This is a genomic window from Neisseria sicca 4320 (genome assembly GCF_000193735.1).
Lineage (GTDB): Bacteria > Pseudomonadota > Gammaproteobacteria > Burkholderiales > Neisseriaceae > Neisseria > Neisseria sicca_E.
The window spans coordinates 1-17,180 of record NZ_AEPF01000008.1 but is presented as its reverse complement, the minus strand read 5'-3'; the positions used below and the strand labels follow the sequence as shown (position 1 = coordinate 17,180).

Below are 17,180 nucleotides of genomic sequence, written 5' to 3'. Positions count from 1 at the left end.
ATATTTAACAAAAGGTCGTCTGAAACCCACAATCATAGGTTTTCAGACGACCTTTTATCCTACCGATACATTCAAACGGCGGACTGCTTCGCTTTGTCACCGTTCCAAGGCGCAACTTTAAATAGCAGTAACATCCCCGGAATCCCCAACATGAAACACAGCCAAAAGAAGTTGACGTAGCCCATCGCCTCAATCAGAAACCCTGCTGTCGCATTCATAAACGTACGCGGTACGGCGGATAGGCTGGACAGCAGCGCAAACTGCGTGGCGGTAAATGCGGTATTGGTTTGTTGCGCCATATACGACACAAATGCCACCGTACCCAAGCCGACACCTACTGCCTCGGCAGCAATGACGACTGCCAACATGGTTCGTTCTGATGCACCCACATGCTCGAAATGTCCGAAACTTGCCAGCCACGCAAAACCTAAAATCGTCACCCATTGCACCAAACCAAAAAGCCACAATGCACGGTTCACGCCTAATTTGTTTACCCAAATGCCGCCGATAATCCCGAAAATCACCGCCGGCCACAATCCCGCGTTTTTCGCAATCAGTCCGATGTCGGTCTTGGAGAAACCCATGTCGATATAAAACGGTGTTGCCAAGGCGGTTGCCATGCTGTCGCCCAGCTTATACAGCAAGATAAACGCCAAAATAATCAATGCCTGTGTAACGCTTTGACGGGTAAAGAAATCACGGAACGGCTCGATAACGGTATCTTTCAGTCCTTTTGCACCGACGGGTTGACGGGCCGGTTCTCGGGCTACGAATAAAGTGGCCAGCAACCCCGGAACCATGAACAGTGCAGTAATAATGAAGACGGACGACCAAGGCATCCTGTCGGCCAAAATCAAACTCAATGAAGCCGGAATCAGCGAGGAAATACGATAAGCATTCACATACAGCGAGTTACCCAAAACCAACTCTTCATCGGATAACACTTCTCGGCGGAAAGCATCGATCACAATATCCTGACTGGCGGAAAAAAACGCCACTACCAAAGACAGCCCCAAAATAATCGACAAATGTTCTTGTGGACGGACAAACGCATAAGCAGCCAAAAGCAGCAAAAGCGCGATCTGCATCACCAGCATCCAACCGCGCCGCAAACCTAAAAACGGCAGGCGTACAGAGTCCATGAGCGGAGACCAGATAAATTTCCAAGTGTAGGGAAAACCGATCAGGGCAAACAGGCCTATGGTCTTCAAATCAACATGTTCGCTGCGCAGCCACGCCGGAATCAGGCTGTATAGGAAATAAAGCGGCAGTCCCGATGTGAAGCCCGTAAAAATACAAATCAGCATATTGCGCGAAAAAATCCGCTGCATCGTGCTTGGTTGTGAAGCAGTCATAATAGGTCAGCAACATCAAAAAGAAAGGCGCATTGTAACAAATCCTGTTCAAACAAACTTTAAACTATGCATAATAATCAAAAAGGTCGTCTGAAAACCATTTTTCCGTTTTCAGAAGACCTTTGTTCTTTGCTTTGTTTAAGCGGTTTACGCCGTTTTCTTTTCGCGTATCGGCAGGTTCAGCAAAGCCGCCATCCCCGCCAACACCGCGTCGGCATACCACATCCAGCCGTAATCGTTGAATTGATAAATCACGATGCCGCCGATATACGAGCCTAAAAAGCCGCCGATTTGGTGGCTCAACATGGTCAGCCCGAACAGCGTCGCCAGATAGCGCGTGCCGAACAGCTTGCCCGTAATCGCAGCGGTGGGGGCGACGGTGGCGAGCCAAGTGAAGCCCAGCGCGGCGGCGAAAATGTAGAAATTGATGTCGGTTCTCGGGGCGGCAAGGTAGATCAGCACCATCGCCACGCGCGAGGCGTAGAGTCCGAACAAAACGTATTTGCCCAAAAACCGCCCCGTACACCAGCCTGAAAAAATGCAGCCCGCGATGTTCGCCAGGCCGATAATCGCAATCGAAGTCGAAGCGACCGAAGCGGGCAGGCCGCAGAGCGCGATTTCGTTGGGCAGGTGGGTTACCAAAAACGCAATGTGGAAACCGCAGGTAAAAAAGCCCAAGTGCAGCAGGATGTAGCTGCGGTCTTTAAACGCCGCTTTAACCGCCTGCCCCAGCGTTTGCCCGTTTTCAGACGACGTGTGGTGCGTGGCGACAGCGTTTTTGCCGCCCGCCAGCCACCACGAAATCGGTAGGATTAAAAGTGCGATGCCGCTCCAAACGTAAAACGTCCCCGTCCAGCCGACGGCGGGCAATATCAACAAACCCTGCACCAGCGGCGCAAACAGAAACTGCCCCGCCGAACCGCCCGCGTTGACCAGCCCTGAAGCCAAACCGCGTTTGTGCGGCGGTACTTTCGCCGCGACCTGCCCCATGATGATGGAGAAACCGCCCGCGCCCGTTCCGAATGCAAAAAGCAGCCCGATTGCCAGCATCAGCCCCCAATAAGTCGGCATCTGCGGCACCATCAGACAGGCAGATGCCAACAGCAACGCACCGCCGCCCAACACCTTAAATGCGCCGAAGCGGTCGGCAAGCGCGCCGGAAAGCGGCTGGGACAAGCCCCACATCAACTGGAAAACAGCGATAATCAGGCTGAACTCTTGGATACTCAGCTCGGTAGAGTCGACGACCGGACGGACAAACAGCCCCATAGTCATGCGCATACCGATGGTAATCAGCAGGATGGAGGCGGCAGCGGCGATAACCAGCCAAAGGTTAGGGGGTTTTTGCTGTATGTGTGTCATGGTTATGGTTTGTTTCTATTGGAAAATGCCGTTCAATCAACCGGCAAAACGATGGATTTTAACAAATGGGCTGGGCAGGCTAAATAACTCCTGATGCTTTGGATATAGCCAAAACCTCCGAGACTTTGTCCGTTTTTTCTATTTGCGCGGCAAATCATGGAATAAGAGCCGAGATAACCATATATGAAAAAACGTCGTCTGAAAACCTGAAACCTTATTTTCAGACGACCTTCGACCACAAACACCTAACCAATCCGTGCCTTCGGCTCGAAATAACGTTCTCGGACAGATGATTGTTGATTAAGAAGGAGCAGCATGAAAACAATCAGGGATATTACACTATGGATAGCGATAACGGTTTGGATTAATTTTTATCCAGACCGTTACCGCTACGACACCGTTCCGCAAGGACGGCACGGATACTGGCACATCGATCATCCTTGGTATCCCTATGCCCGTTTTTTGTTGCCGCTGCTTCTTGCTGTCTGGATTGCCTATAAACATTTCAAAAAAAGAAAATAGGTTGGACTGCATACAAAAAGGTCGTCTGAAACCGGATTTACGGTTTCAGACGACCTTTTTATCGATTCAGGCATCTACACTCACGATACCCTCTTCTTTCAGCCTTTAGTCTTTGCGCGTTTCCACCAAGACCATTTCGGCAGCGGCGACGGGTTCGGCTTCAACCTTCGGCACGTCCGAGCGGCGCAGGCCGGATTCGGGTTCGGGCTGAACCTGTTCGGCAAAGGCTGCAACGGCTTCGGGATTGGTTTCGACAAACACCAAACCGCCTAAGTCGGGCATCGCGGCAGCGGCGAGAGCAGTTTCTTCCGGCTCGGTCGCTTCCGCTTGGCCTGCTTTCGGCACAGTCTGTGGCTCGGATTCCGTTGCTTGGACGGCGGCCGCTGCTGCGGCAAGGGCTTCGATGGCGGCGGCGGCTTCGCGTTCGGCTTTCCAAACGACCAGTTCTTCCTCCATTTCGGCAACGGCTTCGACCTCGCCTTCGGCTGGGACGGCGGTCATCGGTTGGTAGCCGTCTTCGGTTTCGATGGCGAATACGGAAGTCGAAGTTTCTCCAACACTGCCGATAGCGGAGTCGATGATGCTGCATTCGTCGTCGGTGCTGTCTTCGATCAGGATGTCGCTATCCACATCTTCGCCTTCGATGGAGAACACGAACGCTTCTTCAGCAACGGTAACGGGTTCGGAAACCACGACAACCAAAGGCTCGCCGCTATCCTCGGGAACGGGGATGGTCACGGCAAACGGCTCTTCTTCGACGGTATTGCCCATAACGTGCGCAGCAGCGAAGAGGACTTTGTCGGCGGTATCATGAATATTCAGGTACTGCTCGATTTTGGCGGCAGACGGAATATTGCGTTTTTTACCGTTTTGACGGCGGTCGCGCTGATTGTTACGCTCGCGGCGGTCGCGTTGGTTGTTGCGCTCGCGTTGGCGGCGGTCGTTGCCTTTCAGCGCATCGGTATCGGCGGTTTGCACGCCCTCTTCCGCCACGTTGTCCACTGTTTCGGACAGGGTTTCTTCCGCGCGGATGTCCGCTTGTCCGCGGTTGCGTTCGTTGCGGTTGTTGTTGCGGCGGCGTTTGTTGCCTTGCGCCTGCTCGCCTGAACGGGATTCGTTTTCAGACGACGTTGCGGCGGCAAGTGCTTGTACTTCGAGGTTTTCGGCTTCCGCTGCGGCGTTGCGCTCGTTTTGGCGGTTGCGGCTGCGGCGGTTGTCTTTGGCGTTGCGGGTTTCGTTTTCCGCTGCCTGATTGTCTGCTGCTTTGTCTTTGAAGTCCGCCACTTCGCGCACTTCTACCTTGCTGCCGTCGTGCCTGTTGTTGCGGCGCGGGTTTTGGCGGCGGTTGTTTGCGTGGCGGTTGCCGGAATTGCCGTTGCGGTTGTTGCCGCTTGAAGTGCGTTTTTCTGCCACTTCGGCAACAGGCGCGGTTTCGGCTGCGGTATTGCCGCCGAAAATGCGTTTGAGCCATGCTTTGAAGCTATCCCACCATGAACCGCTCTTCTGCTCGGCTACGGTCGGGGCAGGCTGGGTGTGGCGCACGCCTTTGACGGCAGGTTCGGGACGGGCGGCTTTGGCTCGTTCGCTGCCGAAAGGTTTGGCGGATTCGTCTTCTTCCGGCTCGGCAACGCGTTTGTAGCTCGGTTCGCCGTCTTCTTCTACGTCATCGATGCGGATGCGGTTGATTTCGTAGTGCGGATTTTCTAAATGGATATTCGGAATCAGGACGACGTTGACGTCCAAACGCTCTTCCATCGCAAACAGCTCGGCGCGTTTTTCGTTCAACAGGAAGGTAGCGACATCGACGGGTACTTGGGCGTGCACTTCGCCGGTGTTGTCTTTCATCGCTTCTTCTTGAATGATGCGCAAAACGTGCAGGGCGGTCGATTCGATGCCGCGGATGACGCCGGTACCGGCGCAGCGCGGACAAGCGACGTGGCTGCTTTCGCCCAAAGCGGGTTTCAGGCGTTGGCGGCTTAATTCCAAGAGGCCGAAGCGGGACAATTTACCCATTTGTACGCGGGCGCGGTCTTTTTTGAGCGCATCGCGCAGGACGTTCTCAACATCGCGCTGGTGCTTGGGGTTTTCCATGTCGATGAAGTCGATGACGACCAAACCGCCCAAGTCGCGCAAACGCATTTGGCGGGCGACTTCTTCGGCGGCTTCCATATTGGTTTTGAACGCGGTGTCTTCGATGTCCGCACCGCGGGTGGCGCGGGCGGAGTTGACGTCGATGGAAACCAGGGCTTCAGTGTGGTCAATCACAATCGCGCCGCCTGAAGGCAGGCTGACGCTGCGGGCGAACGCGCTTTCGATTTGGTGTTCGATTTGGAAGCGGGAGAACAGCGGCGTGTGGTCTTGATAGAGTTTCAGACGACCTACGTTGCTCGGCATGACGTAGCTCATAAACTCGGCAACTTGATCGTGAACTTCTTGATTGTCCACCAGAATTTCGCCGATGTCGGGACGGAAATAGTCGCGGATGGCGCGGATGAGCAGCGAGCTTTCCATGAAGAGGAGGTAAGGGTCGTGGTGTGCCTTGCCTGCTTCTTCGATCGCCTGCCAAAGTTGCTTGAGGTAGTTCAAATCCCATTCCAACTCTTCCGCGCTGCGGCCGATACCGGCGGTACGCGCGATGATGCTCATGCCGTTCGGAATGTCGAGTTCTGCCATAGCGGCTTTGAGTTCTTGACGCTCTTCGCCTTCGATACGGCGGGATACGCCGCCGCCGCGCGGGTTGTTCGGCATCAATACCAGATAACGTCCGGCTAGGCTGATGAAGGTGGTCAGCGCCGCGCCTTTGTTGCCGCGTTCGTCTTTTTCGACTTGAACGATGACTTCCATGCCTTCTTTGAGCACGTCTTGAATACGCGCCCTGCCGCCTTCGTAATCGCGGAAATACGAACGCGATACTTCCTTAAACGGCAAAAAGCCGTGGCGGTCGGTTCCGTAATCCACGAAACACGCTTCCAGCGACGGCTCGATACGGGTGATGATACCCTTGTAAATATTACCTTTGCGCTGCTCTTTACCCAGCGTTTCGATGTCCAAATCCAAAAGGTTTTGCCCATCGACAATGGCAACGCGCAGCTCTTCGGCTTGCGTTGCATTGAACAACATTCTTTTCATAATAATTACCTCGCACAGGCGGGCAGCCTTTTCAGACGACCTGCCTGCTCTGTCAGGCACTCTGCGAGGCGGGCGGGATTGGGCATAGCCCGCGCCCCTTTTCGGCGCGGGATGCAGAAACCCGGATGAGCAATCAGTTTTTGAGTTGAAGTCCGCAAGGTTGCACGCCGCCCAAAACAATGCGGCCGTGTGCGGAAGGGTACGGATAAAGAAGGCAATAAAGAACAATGCGGCGGAACGCTCCGTCCGCCGCCGAAGTCCGGACGGTACAGGTCCGGCTTAGAAAACAGGTAGCCGACATCTTCTTATTATCGTTATGCCGGAAGTTTCGAACGGTGCGGCGCGGCAGGTTTGTCAAACACCCGCCCCTCGTCTTATGCCCGGTCAAATCGGCAAAATCAAATCAAACTTAATTACGCTCCTGCGTTTACGGGCTTTGGCATAAACGCAGGGAAAATGCTTTGCAGAGTGCGTTTTTAATATAAAATCTCGTTTTAACAATACCATCCGTCCCATACGGCCTGTTTGTACAGGTTTCTGCCGAAACGGATGTTCGGATTATAGATGAAAACGCACGCAATAAGCAAAGATTCAGTCAGCCTGATTACCGTCGCCGAACACGAAGCCGGCCAACGCCTTGACAACTATCTGATAAAAATCCTCAAAGGCGTACCCAAAAGCCATATCCACCGCATTATCCGCGCCGGCGAAGTGCGCCTGAACAAAAAACGTTGCAAGCCCGACAGCCGTATCCAAACCGGCGACCTGCTCCGCATCCCGCCCGTGCGCACCGCCGAAAAACAAAGGTCGTCTGAAAACTGCGCCCAAGCCGTACCCGCGCGCGAATTCGACATCATCTACGAAGACGACGCGTTACTCGTCATCGACAAACCCGCAGGCGTCGCCGTTCACGGCGGCAGCGGCGTGAGCTTCGGCGTCATCGAACAAATCCGCCGCGCCCGCTCCGAAGCCCACTATCTCGAACTCGTCCACCGCCTCGACAAAGACACCAGCGGCCTCTTGATGATCGCCAAAAAACGCAGCGCGCTCGTCAAACTGCACGAAGCCATCCGCAACGACCACCCCAAAAAAATCTACCTCGCGCTGGGCGTAGGCAAACTGCCGAACGACAGCTTCCACGTCAAACTGCCCCTGTTCAAATACACCGGCGCGCAAGGCGAAAAAATGGTGCGCGTCAGCGAAGACGGACAATCCGCGCACACCATCTTCCGCGTGCTCAACCGCTTTTCAGACGACCTCCTGCACCAAGTCGGCCTCTCGCACCTCACCCTCGTGCAAGCCACCCTGAAAACCGGCCGCACCCACCAAATCCGCGTGCACCTCCAATCCCAGCAATGCCCCATCGCCGGCGACGAACGCTACGGCGACTACCAAGCCAACAAACGCCTCCAGAAACTCGGTTTGAAACGGATGTTCCTGCACGCCGCCGAGCTGCACCTCGACCACCCGCTGACAGGCGAAAAACTCATCTTAAAAGCCCCGCTGCCGCAAGATTTGGCACAATTCGTCCTGATGTTGGAAAACGCAAAGAAGGTCGTCTGAAACCCGTAGCGTGGGCTTTGCCCGTGAAATGAGTGTGAAAATAAAGACGGTTTCAGATTGCCAGACCGAAGATGTCGTGGGCAAAGCCCACGCTACAACTGAAAAAATTTTCCATATTTTCAGCCAGCGTCGCCACATTACGGCTCGCTCGGAAAATTAAATACCAACCGTTCCCAAAAACACCCAAAGGTCGTCTGAAACCCGTAGCGTGGGCTTTGCCCACGAAATAAATGTGAAAATAAAGACGGTTTCAAATTGTCAGACAACAAGTTTCGCGGGCAAAGCCCACGCTACAACTCCGCCGCCCTGAGAACCTAATCCCTTAATAACCACGCCTTTCAGACGACCTTTTTTTCCGCTACCATAATGCCCGACACAACACGGACAAACACCATGACCCCGACACAGCAACTCCAATCAGGCATACAGGCATTAGGTTGGGACCTATCCGCAGGACAGCAAACCCGACTGCTCGCCTATACCGGCCTGCTCAAAAAGTGGAACAAGACCTACAACCTCACCGCCCTGCGCGACGAAGCGCAAATGGTCAGCCACCACCTGCTCGACAGCCTGACCCTGCTCCCCTACCTCCAAGGCGCGCACACCATGCTGGATGTCGGCTCCGGTGGCGGACAGCCCGGCATTCCCACCGCCATCTGCCGTCCCGACCTCAACATCACCCTCCTAGACGCCAACACCAAAAAAACCGCCTTCCTGCAACAAGCCGTCATCGAACTCGGACTCGCCAACGTCCGCGTCGTCAGCGGCCGCGTCGAAGCCGTTCAAGACTTCCAAGCCGACATCATCACCAGCCGCGCCTTCGCCGAACTCGCCGACTTCGTCAACTGGACGGCACATCTGCTGAAAGACGGCGGCCGCTGGGTCGCCATGAAAGGCGTGTACCCCGAAGAAGAAATCGCCAAACTCCCCGACACCGTCGCCGTCGAACGCGTCGAAGCCCTCCAAGTCCCCGGCTTGGATGCAGAACGGCATATGGTGATTTTGAAGAAGGTTTGAATATTGAAAAAGGTCGTCTGAAAACCCGAAACAGGGTTTTTCAGACGACCTTGTATGTATGCGCAAGCATAAGCGTAGGCATTTTGCCATTTCAGTCCGCCATAAAAAACCGCCCTACTTGCAGGGCGGTTTTTTGATTTACCAAATATCGGATTTGATTTTGCGTTTCAAACCCGGATGTTCGGAAAGTTTGAAGACAGGGTCTTTGCCCATTTTCAGTTTCGCCGTGTAGTCCCTCAACAGCAGGAAGGCAAGCGGAGAGAGGAGCAGGATGGCGACAAGGTTGATCCATGCCATCGTACCCATCGCCATATCCGCCATATCCCAAACCAGCGGCACGTTGGCGACTGCGCCGAAATACACCCAGCCCAAAACGAGCATACGGAACAGGGCGGTCAATAGCCAATGATTTTTGATGAACTGCACGTTTGATTCGGCATAGGCATAGTTGCCGATGACGGTAGAGAAGGCAAACATAAACAGAATGATTGCCAAGAAGTCCGCACCCCATGCACCGACTTGGCTGACAATCGCCGCCTGGGTCAGCTCTGCGCCGCTCAAATCGCCGTAAGGTTGTTGGTAAACCAAAACAATAAACGCCGTGCAGGAACATACGATAATCGTATCGACGAATACGCCCAGCATTTGAATCATACCTTGGGAAACAGGGTGTTTGACTTCGGCTGCCGCTGCGGCGTTAGGTGCAGAACCTTGACCTGCTTCATTGGAATACAGGCCGCGTTTGATACCGATCATCATGGTTTGCGAAATCAAGCCGCCGAGCAGGCCGCCGCCGGCTGCTTCAAAGTTGAACGCGCTGTCAAAAATCTGACCGAAGACATGGGGAATCAGGCTGATGTTTGTGATGATGATGTAGAGCGCCATCAGCAGATACAAAGTCGCCATCAGCGGAACAAGCATTTCGGCAAAGCGGGAAACGCGGCGGATACCGCCGAAAATAATCGGCGCAGTCATGATGACCAATGCGACGCCGACCGCATGTTCGTCCCAGCCCCACGCGGCTTTGGCGGTTACGGCGATGGTGTTGGTTTGAACGGCTTCATAAACGAATCCGAAGCAGAAAATCAGGCTCAATGCAAATACGATGCCCAACCATTTTTGACCCAAGCCTTGGGTAATATAGTAAGCAGGACCGCCGCGGAAATGATGGTTGTCGTAATCGCGAATTTTGAACAACTGCGCCAGTGAAGATTCGACAAACGCCGAACTCATACCGATTAATGCGGTGATCCACATCCAAAATACTGCGCCCGGGCCGCCGCTGCTGATGGCAATCGCCACGCCCGCGATGTTGCCCACGCCCACGCGGCTGGCAAGTCCGGTAACGAAAGCCTGAAACGGCGTAATACCGTGCGGATCATCGCCTTGTTGGCGGCCGCCGAGCATCTCTTTGATACTGCGTCCGAGCAGGCGGAATTGTACGAAACCGGTGGCAACTGTGAAAAACAGCCCTGCACCCAGCAGGACATACACCAGCCCTGTCCACATCGGATCATTGATTTTCTGAACCAATTGGTGCAGCGATTCGGTAAAGTTATCCATAAAAAGCCTTTCTAGATACGGCTCTCCGAAGGGATGATCCTGTCAAAGTGCCGCAAAGCTGTTTTCAGACGACATCGGGACAACACCCGACGCCAAAACGCGCTATTCTAGCAGACTGTTGACAAACTGAAAAAACTTTACAGTTTCAGCATTGGCATAATCTTGATAAATATCATAGAGTTTCCTTGCATTACACGACACAGGCTCCGATTTGGGCAAGCAAAAAAGGTCGTCTGAAAGCATATTGCAGCTTTCAGACGACCTTGCTGTTTTACGGTCCATAAAAAACGGCATGGCAAAAGCCATACCGTTGTAGGGAATATATTGCCGACTAAGCTTTCCGATAGGGGTTTTCCACACCTTCAATCAAGGCTTGCAGGTATTCGCGCAACTGTTTTTCACTGCAGCCCATCAGAAGCGCGTCTTCAAATGCATCTTGTGCTGCTTGATAAAGCTCGGTCATGTTTTCCGTCATGACTTTCACTTTTTCAGTGCAGGATACGATTTGCCCGTCGTCGTCGTACCATTTGGGCATTTCAGGCATACTCACGTTGTTGCTTTCCTAGACTTAGTTGAGAAAACGGGACGGATCGTTTTTCTTCACGCGGCGTGCAAAGGCGTATTTGGCGTTCCAGTATTTGTTGCTGAGGCTGGTGATTTCAATACGTTTGCCGGTACGCGGAGCGTGGATGAAACGGTCGTTGCCGATGTAGAGTCCGACATGGGAAATCCTGCCGCGTCCCATCGTGCGGAAAAATACCATATCGCCCGGCTGTAATTCGCCGCGGGATACGCCGACGCCCATTCTTGCCTGTTCGGCGGAGGTACGGGGGAGGTTCAGCCCCATTGAGCGTCTGAAGATATGCTGCATGAATCCGCTGCAGTCGAAACCTGTGGATGCTGACGTACCGCCGTAACGGTAGGCAACGCCCAAAAGCCCCATCGCGCTACCGATGAGTTCGTCGGCACTATCTGAACTTCTCGATGCACGGACGGGTGCTGCCGAAGCTGAAGGAATGGAATGTACAACAGGAGTTGCCGCGCGCGCGGGTTGGAAATTTATCTGCGGAGCCTGTGCGGGAGCAGGCTGTTTTGCATCTTCAAATTGGTTTAAAACCTGCTGCCTGTTTTTAACGAACACGTCCAGTTCGTCGGCGTTTGCAAAATGAATGCCGGACAGCATACAGGCCGAAACCAATAGTGCCGCCAGCCTGGATAAGGCTTTCATGTTTGACTGATTCCATTTTCAGACGACCTGTCTGCCGCCTGCTATTATGTTATTCTGTATCTAGGATATGCAGGCGATTGTATATAAAAAACAGGATGTTTGGCAAAAAAGCGTCTGTTATATTGCGTTAAAGCGTTGTTTATAAAAAATTTGCGAAGACACTCAACTGATGATGATACCCACTCTGCTCGCCATGCGCGACTTTTCCAGAATGCGCGAAATTATTACCGTACTGACGAAATACGGCTTGGGCGGCTTTGTGCAGCGTATCCGTTTGGGCGCAGCGGGCGGGGACGAAGTGCATCCCGACAGCCGTTATATGAGTACGCCGCGACGCTTCCGCAAAGCGTTTGAAGAGCTGGGGCCGACCTTCGTCAAACTCGGTCAGGTATTGTCCACGCGGGTCGATATTTTCGGGGCGGAGTGGATTGAAGAGTTTGAACAACTGCAAAGCAACGTTGCGCCGATACCGTCGTCTGAAATCTATACTTTGGTCGAAGCCTATTTGGGCAAACCCGTTTCCGAAGTGTTCCGCAGCATAGACCCGAAACCCGCAGGCAGCGCGTCGGTGGCACAGGTGCACCGCGCCGAACTTTTAGACGGAACCGCCGTCGCCGTCAAAGTCAAACGCCCCGACATCGAGCCGGTCATTCAGGCGGATCTGCGGATTTTGAACCACCTCGCCAGACTGATGGAATCCGAAATCCCCGAAGTGCGCCGTTACCAGCCCGTATTGATGGTCGCCTATTTTGCCAAAAGTCTGGCAAAAGAAACCGATTTATCAGTAGAGCTGCGCTATATGCAGCGTTTCGGTCAGACCTTTTCAGACGACCCCTTGGTCCGCATCCCCGCCGTCTATCCCGACATTTCCAACCGGCACATCCTCGTACAAGACTACATCGACGGCACGCTCCTGAAAGACGCCGACCTAGAAACCATGCCCCACACCTTGCGCAACGGGCTTGCCGGACGGATTACCGACACGCTCTTCACCATGATGCTGCGGCAAGGCTTTTTCCATGCCGACCCCCATCCGGGCAACATCTTCATCAACGACAACGGCGGCATCACCTTCATCGACTTCGGGCTGGTCGGACACCTAGGCAACACCCGCCGCCGCGAAATCCTCAACCTCATCAACGCCCTGACCAACAACGACGCGCTGCTCATCCAATACGTCCTCAGCGACTGGGCTCAGGGCGATTTGCCCGACGAAAACCTGCTCGGCGCAGACGTCTTGGAAATGCTGCTCAACTATGAACACACGCCCATCCGCGACCTGCGCGTCAGCCAAGTCATTAACGACATCACCTCCATCATGCGCCGCCACGGGCTGACCCTGCCCGGCGACCTCGTGATGCTCTTCAAAACCCTCATCACCCTCGAAGGCGTCGTCAAACGGCTCGACGGCAGTATTGAACTGCTCGAACGCGCCAAACCCATCACCGAAGCCGCCGTCAAAGAACAAGCCTCTGCCGCCCACATCGCCCGCAACGCCAAAACGCAACTGCGCACCCTGTTGCAAATGGCGGAGTCGCTGCCGCAAGACTTCTTCAGGCTGACCAGAATGCTGCAAAAAGGCAAATTCGGCATCACCCTAGACCTCAAGCAGTCAGAACGCATCAGCCATCAAATCGACAGCGCCGCCAACCGCCTGACCATGGGCATCGTTACCGCCGCCCTGATTATCGGTTCGTCCATCGTCATGAGCATAGACACCGGCCCCAAGTTTATCGGCTTCGTCGGCTACCTTATCGCCTTCGCCAACAGCCTGTGGATTATCTGGTCGGTGTGGCGGTCGGGGAAACACTAGCCTCACGTTTGCTCAAATCATCAATCAGCACAAGAACAAAAAGGTCGTCTGAAAACCAAGGGCGCAGGTTTCGCCAAAACGTTTTCAGACGACCTTGATTTCCCTGCGGACGCAACCATATAGCCGTCAACCCGTCATCCAGATATAACAGAGGAATTTATGCCGCAAACCCAGATCAACCACGCCGACATCCGCACCCGCTTCATCTTCGACGATATGCCCGTTCGCGGTTTGCACGTCCGCCTTGAAAACGTATGGAAACACATCGTCGGACAAAAACACTATCCCCCCGCCATCCGCCGCGCCTTGGGCGAACTCCTTGCCGCAGGCGCGCTCCTGTCCGGCAACCTCAAAACCGACGGCACGCTCATCGTTCAAGTTCAAGGACAAGGTCGTCTGAAAATGCTCGTCGTCGAGGCTACTTCCGACCAAACCGTCCGCGCCACCGCACGTTGGGACGAAACCGCCGACATCAACGACGACGAAAGCCTGACCGACCTTCTCGGCAGCAACAGCGTCTTCGTCCTCACCCTTCAGCCCAAAGACGCAGAACCTTGGCAGGGTGTCGTCCCGCTCGAAGGCGGCAGCATCGCCCAAATGCTTATCAACTACACCAAACGCTCCGAACAGCTCGATACCCAAATCGTCCTTGCCTCATCGGACGATGCCTGCGGCGGACTTTTGGTGCAACGCCTGCCTGAGACAGAACCTGACGCGGCATCATGGGAACACGTCGGCACGCTGGCTCAAACCCTGACTCCCGAAGAACTGACCGGGCTGGACGCACAACACGTCCTCTACCGTCTCTTCCACGAAACCCCTCCGCGCGTCTTCGATCCCGAAAATATCGAATTCGCCTGCACCTGTTCGCGCGGAAAAGTCAGCGATATGCTGCTCATGCTGGGCGGCGAAGAAGTCGGGGGCGTGGTCGCCGAACAAGGCAGCATCCAAATCGACTGCGACTTCTGCCACGCCAAATACGTCTTCGACGAAACCGATGTCAACGCCCTCTTCGGTGCCGATGTCGTCAACGCCGTCCTAGACGAAGCCAAGCGTCTGCAATAAACATCAACGCTTAATATTCATTAAGCAAAGGTCGTCTGAAACCGATTTGGAAGGTTTCAGACGACTTTTCTTTAATTGATAGGGTGCAGGCTTTAGGAGAAACAAGCCCGTAACGTGTGTTTCCCATAAAACCCGAACCTCGCCCGCTTTAAAATAAAAGGCGCATGGATACAAAAAGGTCGTCTGAAACCAAACATTCGGTTTCAGACGACCATCGATTTCAAATCTTACAATTATAAAGATTGTTTTTTGTTCAGAGAGTCGCGGATCTCGCGCAACAGCAATACTTCTTCGCTAGGGATTAAGGCTTCTTCTTCAATGTGTTCTTCTGCTCTTTTCATAGCGTTCAATGCTTTGATAACGGAAAAGATTGCGGCGGCGATAATCAGGAAGCTGATCACAGAGTTGATGAACAGACCGAGATTAAGCGTAACGGCACCGGCAGCTTGAGCCGCCGCCAGGCTGGCGTAACCGGCTTCGGGGGCGGGCGGTGTGCCGTCTTTCAAGGTAACGAACAAATTCGAGAAGTCAACGCCGCCGATCAACAGACCGATAGGGGGCATGATTACGTCGTCAACCAAAGATTTAACGATGCCGCTGAACGCAGTACCGACGACCATACCGACTGCCAAGTCAATAACGTTGCCGCGCATAATAAACTGTTTAAATTCTGAAGCAATAGACATAAATGTCCTCCTGTATGTTTGTGGATAATAAAGTGAAATTTTTAAAAAAGCGCATCCGAAGGGTCGGGCAGGCTTTTCCAAACCGGCAGGCATGGTATCGTGTTATTCGTTAAACAAAATTTATAAAAGTTAAAATTTGTATATATGACAAAATTCCCGAAATATGCCGCCTTTTATATGAAAAAAGAACCGTCTGAAATCGGAGTGTACCTTTTTTACACCACTTATTCAGACGGTTTTTTGTGTAATAAGTTGTCTTTTCTACAAAATATTACAAATCATTACGCCTCTTCGTCGTTCAGGGCGTTGATGCTGTAACCGCCGTCAACGTAAGTGATTTCGCCGGTAATGCCTGAAGAGAGTTCGGAGAGCAGGAAGGCGGCAGTGTTGCCGACTTCGTCGATGGTTACGTTGCGGCCGAGCGGGTTGTGGGAAGCGACGTGTCCCAAGAGTTTGCTGAAATCGGCAATGCCGGAGGCAGCGAGGGTTTTGATCGGGCCGGCGGAAATGCCGTTGCAGCGGATGCCTTCTTTGCCCAAGCAGGCGGCAGTAAAGCGGATGCCTGCTTCGAGGCTGGCTTTTGCCATGCCCATAACGTTGTAGTTCGGAATCGCACGAACCGCGCCCAAGTAGCTCAGGGCGACGATGGCGGCGTTTCTGCCGCGCATCATCGGACGGGCGGCTTTTGCCAATGCAGGCAGGCTGTATGCGGAGATTTCGTGTGCGGTATTAAACGCTTCGCGGCTGATGCTGTCGAGGAAGTCGCCGCTCAAGGCTTCTTTCGGTGCGAAGCCGATGGAGTGGACGAGGCCGTCCAAGCCGTCCCAATGTTTGCCCAAATCGGCGAAAACTTGGTTGATTTCGTCGTCGCTGGCGACATCGCAGCGGAACACGAGTTCGGAACCCAATTCGGCGGCCATTTTGCGGACGCGCTCTTCCAGTTTGTCGACAACGTAGGTAAACGCCAAATCCGCGCCTTGTTCGCGGCAGGCTTTGGCAATGCCGTAAGCGATGGAACGCTCGGAAATCATGCCGGTGATCAGGATTTTTTTACCTTGCAGAAAACCCATTTTTTGTCCTTTAAAGTGTGGTATTGCGGTTTGATGAAACTGGGCATTATAGCAAACTGGGGGCGGTTTCGGTATAGAAAACAAGAGATAACCTGTCGTCCTGACGGAAAACGAAGGTCGTCTGAAACCTTTTCAAACGACCTTTGCACATCAAATCCCTTATAATGCCGCCCATTGTTTTTAACGAAAAAGGCTGTCTGAAATGACCCAAAACGCAAACAACCTCTGCTGGCTCGATATGGAAATGACCGGGCTTGACCCCGAACGCGAACGCATTATCGAAGTCGCCATGATTATTACCGACTCCGATTTGAACGTCTTGGCGCAGTCCGAAGTTTATGTCGTCCACCAAAGCGACGAACTGCTCGACGGCATGGACGAATGGAACACCGCCACCCACGGGCGTACAGGATTAACCCGGCGCGTGCGCGAATCGCAACTCACCGAAGCCGAAGTGGAACAAAAACTGCTGGACTTTATCGCGCAATGGATTCCCGAAAAAGCCACGCCGATGTGCGGCAATTCCATCCATCAAGACCGCCGCTTTATGGTCAAATACATGCCGCGCCTCGAAGCGTATTTCCACTACCGCAATCTGGACGTATCCACCCTGAAAGAGCTCGCCAAACGTTGGAATCCGCCCGTTGCCAAAGGCGTGGTGAAACGCGGTTCGCATCAGGCTTTGGACGACATTCTCGAAAGCATCGAGGAAATGCGCTACTACCGCGAAAACTTCTTGAAACTGCCTTAAATCCTTGCCAACACGAGCAACAATACAAAAAGGTCGTCTGAAAGCCTCAAACCCAT

15 protein-coding genes are annotated in these 17,180 nt (G+C 53.6%); 6 read left to right on the top strand and 9 right to left on the bottom strand.

Going from position 1 to position 17,180, the window contains the following annotated elements:
* Window positions 1–71: 71 nt before the first annotated feature.
* The gene (locus tag NSCA4_RS0100270; RefSeq protein WP_438284935.1) at window positions 72–1,355 is read right to left on the bottom strand and encodes an AmpG family muropeptide MFS transporter; all 1,284 of its coding nucleotides are present in this window, start codon (window positions 1,353–1,355) and stop codon (window positions 72–74) included.
* A 147-nt stretch (window positions 1,356–1,502) separates the two neighbouring features.
* Window positions 1,503–2,717, bottom strand: coding sequence for an MFS transporter (locus tag NSCA4_RS0100265; protein WP_016686301.1), 1,215 nt, complete (start codon window positions 2,715–2,717; stop codon window positions 1,503–1,505).
* Window positions 2,718–3,032: 315 nt separating this feature from the next.
* Here NSCA4_RS0100265 and NSCA4_RS0100260 point away from each other — a divergent pair, with 315 nt between their 5' ends.
* Window positions 3,033–3,239, top strand: a complete 207-nt coding sequence (locus tag NSCA4_RS0100260; RefSeq protein WP_016686300.1) for a hypothetical protein — start codon at window positions 3,033–3,035, stop codon at window positions 3,237–3,239.
* Between the two features lie 105 nt (window positions 3,240–3,344).
* Here the strand turns inward: NSCA4_RS0100260 and NSCA4_RS0100255 are convergent, their stop codons facing one another.
* Window positions 3,345–6,368, bottom strand: a complete 3,024-nt coding sequence (locus NSCA4_RS0100255; protein WP_029609417.1) for an Rne/Rng family ribonuclease — start codon at window positions 6,366–6,368, stop codon at window positions 3,345–3,347.
* Window positions 6,369–6,373: 5 nt separating this feature from the next.
* The gene (locus NSCA4_RS15385) at window positions 6,374–6,526 is read right to left on the bottom strand and encodes a hypothetical protein (protein WP_218015735.1); all 153 of its coding nucleotides are present in this window, start codon (window positions 6,524–6,526) and stop codon (window positions 6,374–6,376) included.
* Between the two features lie 406 nt (window positions 6,527–6,932).
* On the opposite strand from NSCA4_RS15385, the gene NSCA4_RS0100250 reads away from it, so the two are divergent.
* Entirely contained in the window at window positions 6,933–7,931 is a 999-nt protein-coding gene (locus tag NSCA4_RS0100250) for an RluA family pseudouridine synthase (protein ID WP_016686298.1), read from the top strand.
* A gap of 393 nt (window positions 7,932–8,324) precedes the next feature.
* Window positions 8,325–8,948, top strand: coding sequence for a 16S rRNA (guanine(527)-N(7))-methyltransferase RsmG (rsmG, locus tag NSCA4_RS0100245; protein ID WP_016686297.1), 624 nt, complete (start codon window positions 8,325–8,327; stop codon window positions 8,946–8,948).
* A gap of 138 nt (window positions 8,949–9,086) precedes the next feature.
* Here rsmG and NSCA4_RS0100240 read toward each other — a convergent pair whose 3' ends face one another.
* The 3 genes from NSCA4_RS0100240 to NSCA4_RS0100225 form a co-directional block, all read right to left on the bottom strand.
* On the bottom strand, window positions 9,087–10,511 hold the full coding sequence (locus tag NSCA4_RS0100240) for an alanine/glycine:cation symporter family protein (RefSeq protein WP_016686296.1): 1,425 nt from the start codon (window positions 10,509–10,511) through the stop codon (window positions 9,087–9,089).
* 331 nt (window positions 10,512–10,842) lie between these two features.
* Window positions 10,843–11,061 carry a hypothetical protein gene (locus NSCA4_RS0100230; protein WP_029609416.1) on the bottom strand — a complete coding sequence of 73 codons (219 nt, stop codon included), beginning with the start codon at window positions 11,059–11,061 and terminating at the stop codon, window positions 10,843–10,845.
* A gap of 18 nt (window positions 11,062–11,079) precedes the next feature.
* Window positions 11,080–11,739: a C40 family peptidase gene (locus NSCA4_RS0100225; RefSeq protein WP_016686295.1), complete on the bottom strand. Its 660-nt coding sequence runs from the start codon at window positions 11,737–11,739 to the stop codon at window positions 11,080–11,082.
* A gap of 169 nt (window positions 11,740–11,908) precedes the next feature.
* Here NSCA4_RS0100225 and NSCA4_RS0100220 point away from each other — a divergent pair, with 169 nt between their 5' ends.
* Both NSCA4_RS0100220 and hslO read left to right on the top strand, forming a co-directional pair.
* Complete coding sequence (locus tag NSCA4_RS0100220) at window positions 11,909–13,552, top strand: ABC1 kinase family protein (RefSeq protein ID WP_016686294.1); 1,644 nt, start codon at window positions 11,909–11,911, stop codon at window positions 13,550–13,552.
* 159 nt (window positions 13,553–13,711) lie between these two features.
* Window positions 13,712–14,617, top strand: coding sequence for an Hsp33 family molecular chaperone HslO (gene hslO, locus NSCA4_RS0100215; RefSeq protein WP_016686293.1), 906 nt, complete (start codon window positions 13,712–13,714; stop codon window positions 14,615–14,617).
* Between the two features lie 233 nt (window positions 14,618–14,850).
* On the opposite strand, the gene mscL is transcribed toward hslO, so the two are convergent.
* Entirely contained in the window at window positions 14,851–15,303 is a 453-nt protein-coding gene (gene mscL, locus NSCA4_RS0100210; RefSeq protein WP_016686292.1) for a large conductance mechanosensitive channel protein MscL, read from the bottom strand.
* A 281-nt stretch (window positions 15,304–15,584) separates the two neighbouring features.
* On the bottom strand, window positions 15,585–16,373 hold the full coding sequence (gene fabI, locus NSCA4_RS0100205; protein ID WP_016686291.1) for an enoyl-ACP reductase FabI: 789 nt from the start codon (window positions 16,371–16,373) through the stop codon (window positions 15,585–15,587).
* Between the two features lie 202 nt (window positions 16,374–16,575).
* Between fabI and orn the strand changes: the two genes are divergently transcribed.
* Window positions 16,576–17,124 carry an oligoribonuclease gene (gene orn, locus NSCA4_RS0100200; protein ID WP_003742860.1) on the top strand — a complete coding sequence of 183 codons (549 nt, stop codon included), beginning with the start codon at window positions 16,576–16,578 and terminating at the stop codon, window positions 17,122–17,124.
* The last annotated feature ends 56 nt before the right edge of the window (window positions 17,125–17,180 follow it).

Excerpts from the sequence above, each read along its gene's own strand:
- NSCA4_RS0100270 (WP_438284935.1), bottom strand. The coding sequence starts at position 1,355 with ATGACTGCTTCACAACCAAGCACGATGCAGCGGATTTTTTCGCGCAAT.
- NSCA4_RS0100240 (WP_016686296.1), bottom strand. The coding sequence starts at position 10,511 with ATGGATAACTTTACCGAATCGCTGCACCAATTGGTTCAGAAAATCAAT.
- fabI (WP_016686291.1), bottom strand. The coding sequence starts at position 16,373 with ATGGGTTTTCTGCAAGGTAAAAAAATCCTGATCACCGGCATGATTTCC.
- hslO (WP_016686293.1), top strand. The coding sequence starts at position 13,712 with ATGCCGCAAACCCAGATCAACCACGCCGACATCCGCACCCGCTTCATC.
- NSCA4_RS0100225 (WP_016686295.1), bottom strand. The coding sequence starts at position 11,739 with ATGAAAGCCTTATCCAGGCTGGCGGCACTATTGGTTTCGGCCTGTATG.
- NSCA4_RS0100255 (WP_029609417.1), bottom strand. The coding sequence starts at position 6,368 with ATGAAAAGAATGTTGTTCAATGCAACGCAAGCCGAAGAGCTGCGCGTT.
- NSCA4_RS0100250 (WP_016686298.1), top strand. The coding sequence starts at position 6,933 with ATGAAAACGCACGCAATAAGCAAAGATTCAGTCAGCCTGATTACCGTC.
- NSCA4_RS0100260 (WP_016686300.1), top strand. The coding sequence starts at position 3,033 with ATGAAAACAATCAGGGATATTACACTATGGATAGCGATAACGGTTTGG.
- NSCA4_RS0100265 (WP_016686301.1), bottom strand. The coding sequence starts at position 2,717 with ATGACACACATACAGCAAAAACCCCCTAACCTTTGGCTGGTTATCGCC.
- NSCA4_RS0100220 (WP_016686294.1), top strand. The coding sequence starts at position 11,909 with ATGATGATACCCACTCTGCTCGCCATGCGCGACTTTTCCAGAATGCGC.
- rsmG (WP_016686297.1), top strand. The coding sequence starts at position 8,325 with ATGACCCCGACACAGCAACTCCAATCAGGCATACAGGCATTAGGTTGG.
- orn (WP_003742860.1), top strand. The coding sequence starts at position 16,576 with ATGACCCAAAACGCAAACAACCTCTGCTGGCTCGATATGGAAATGACC.
- mscL (WP_016686292.1), bottom strand. The coding sequence starts at position 15,303 with ATGTCTATTGCTTCAGAATTTAAACAGTTTATTATGCGCGGCAACGTT.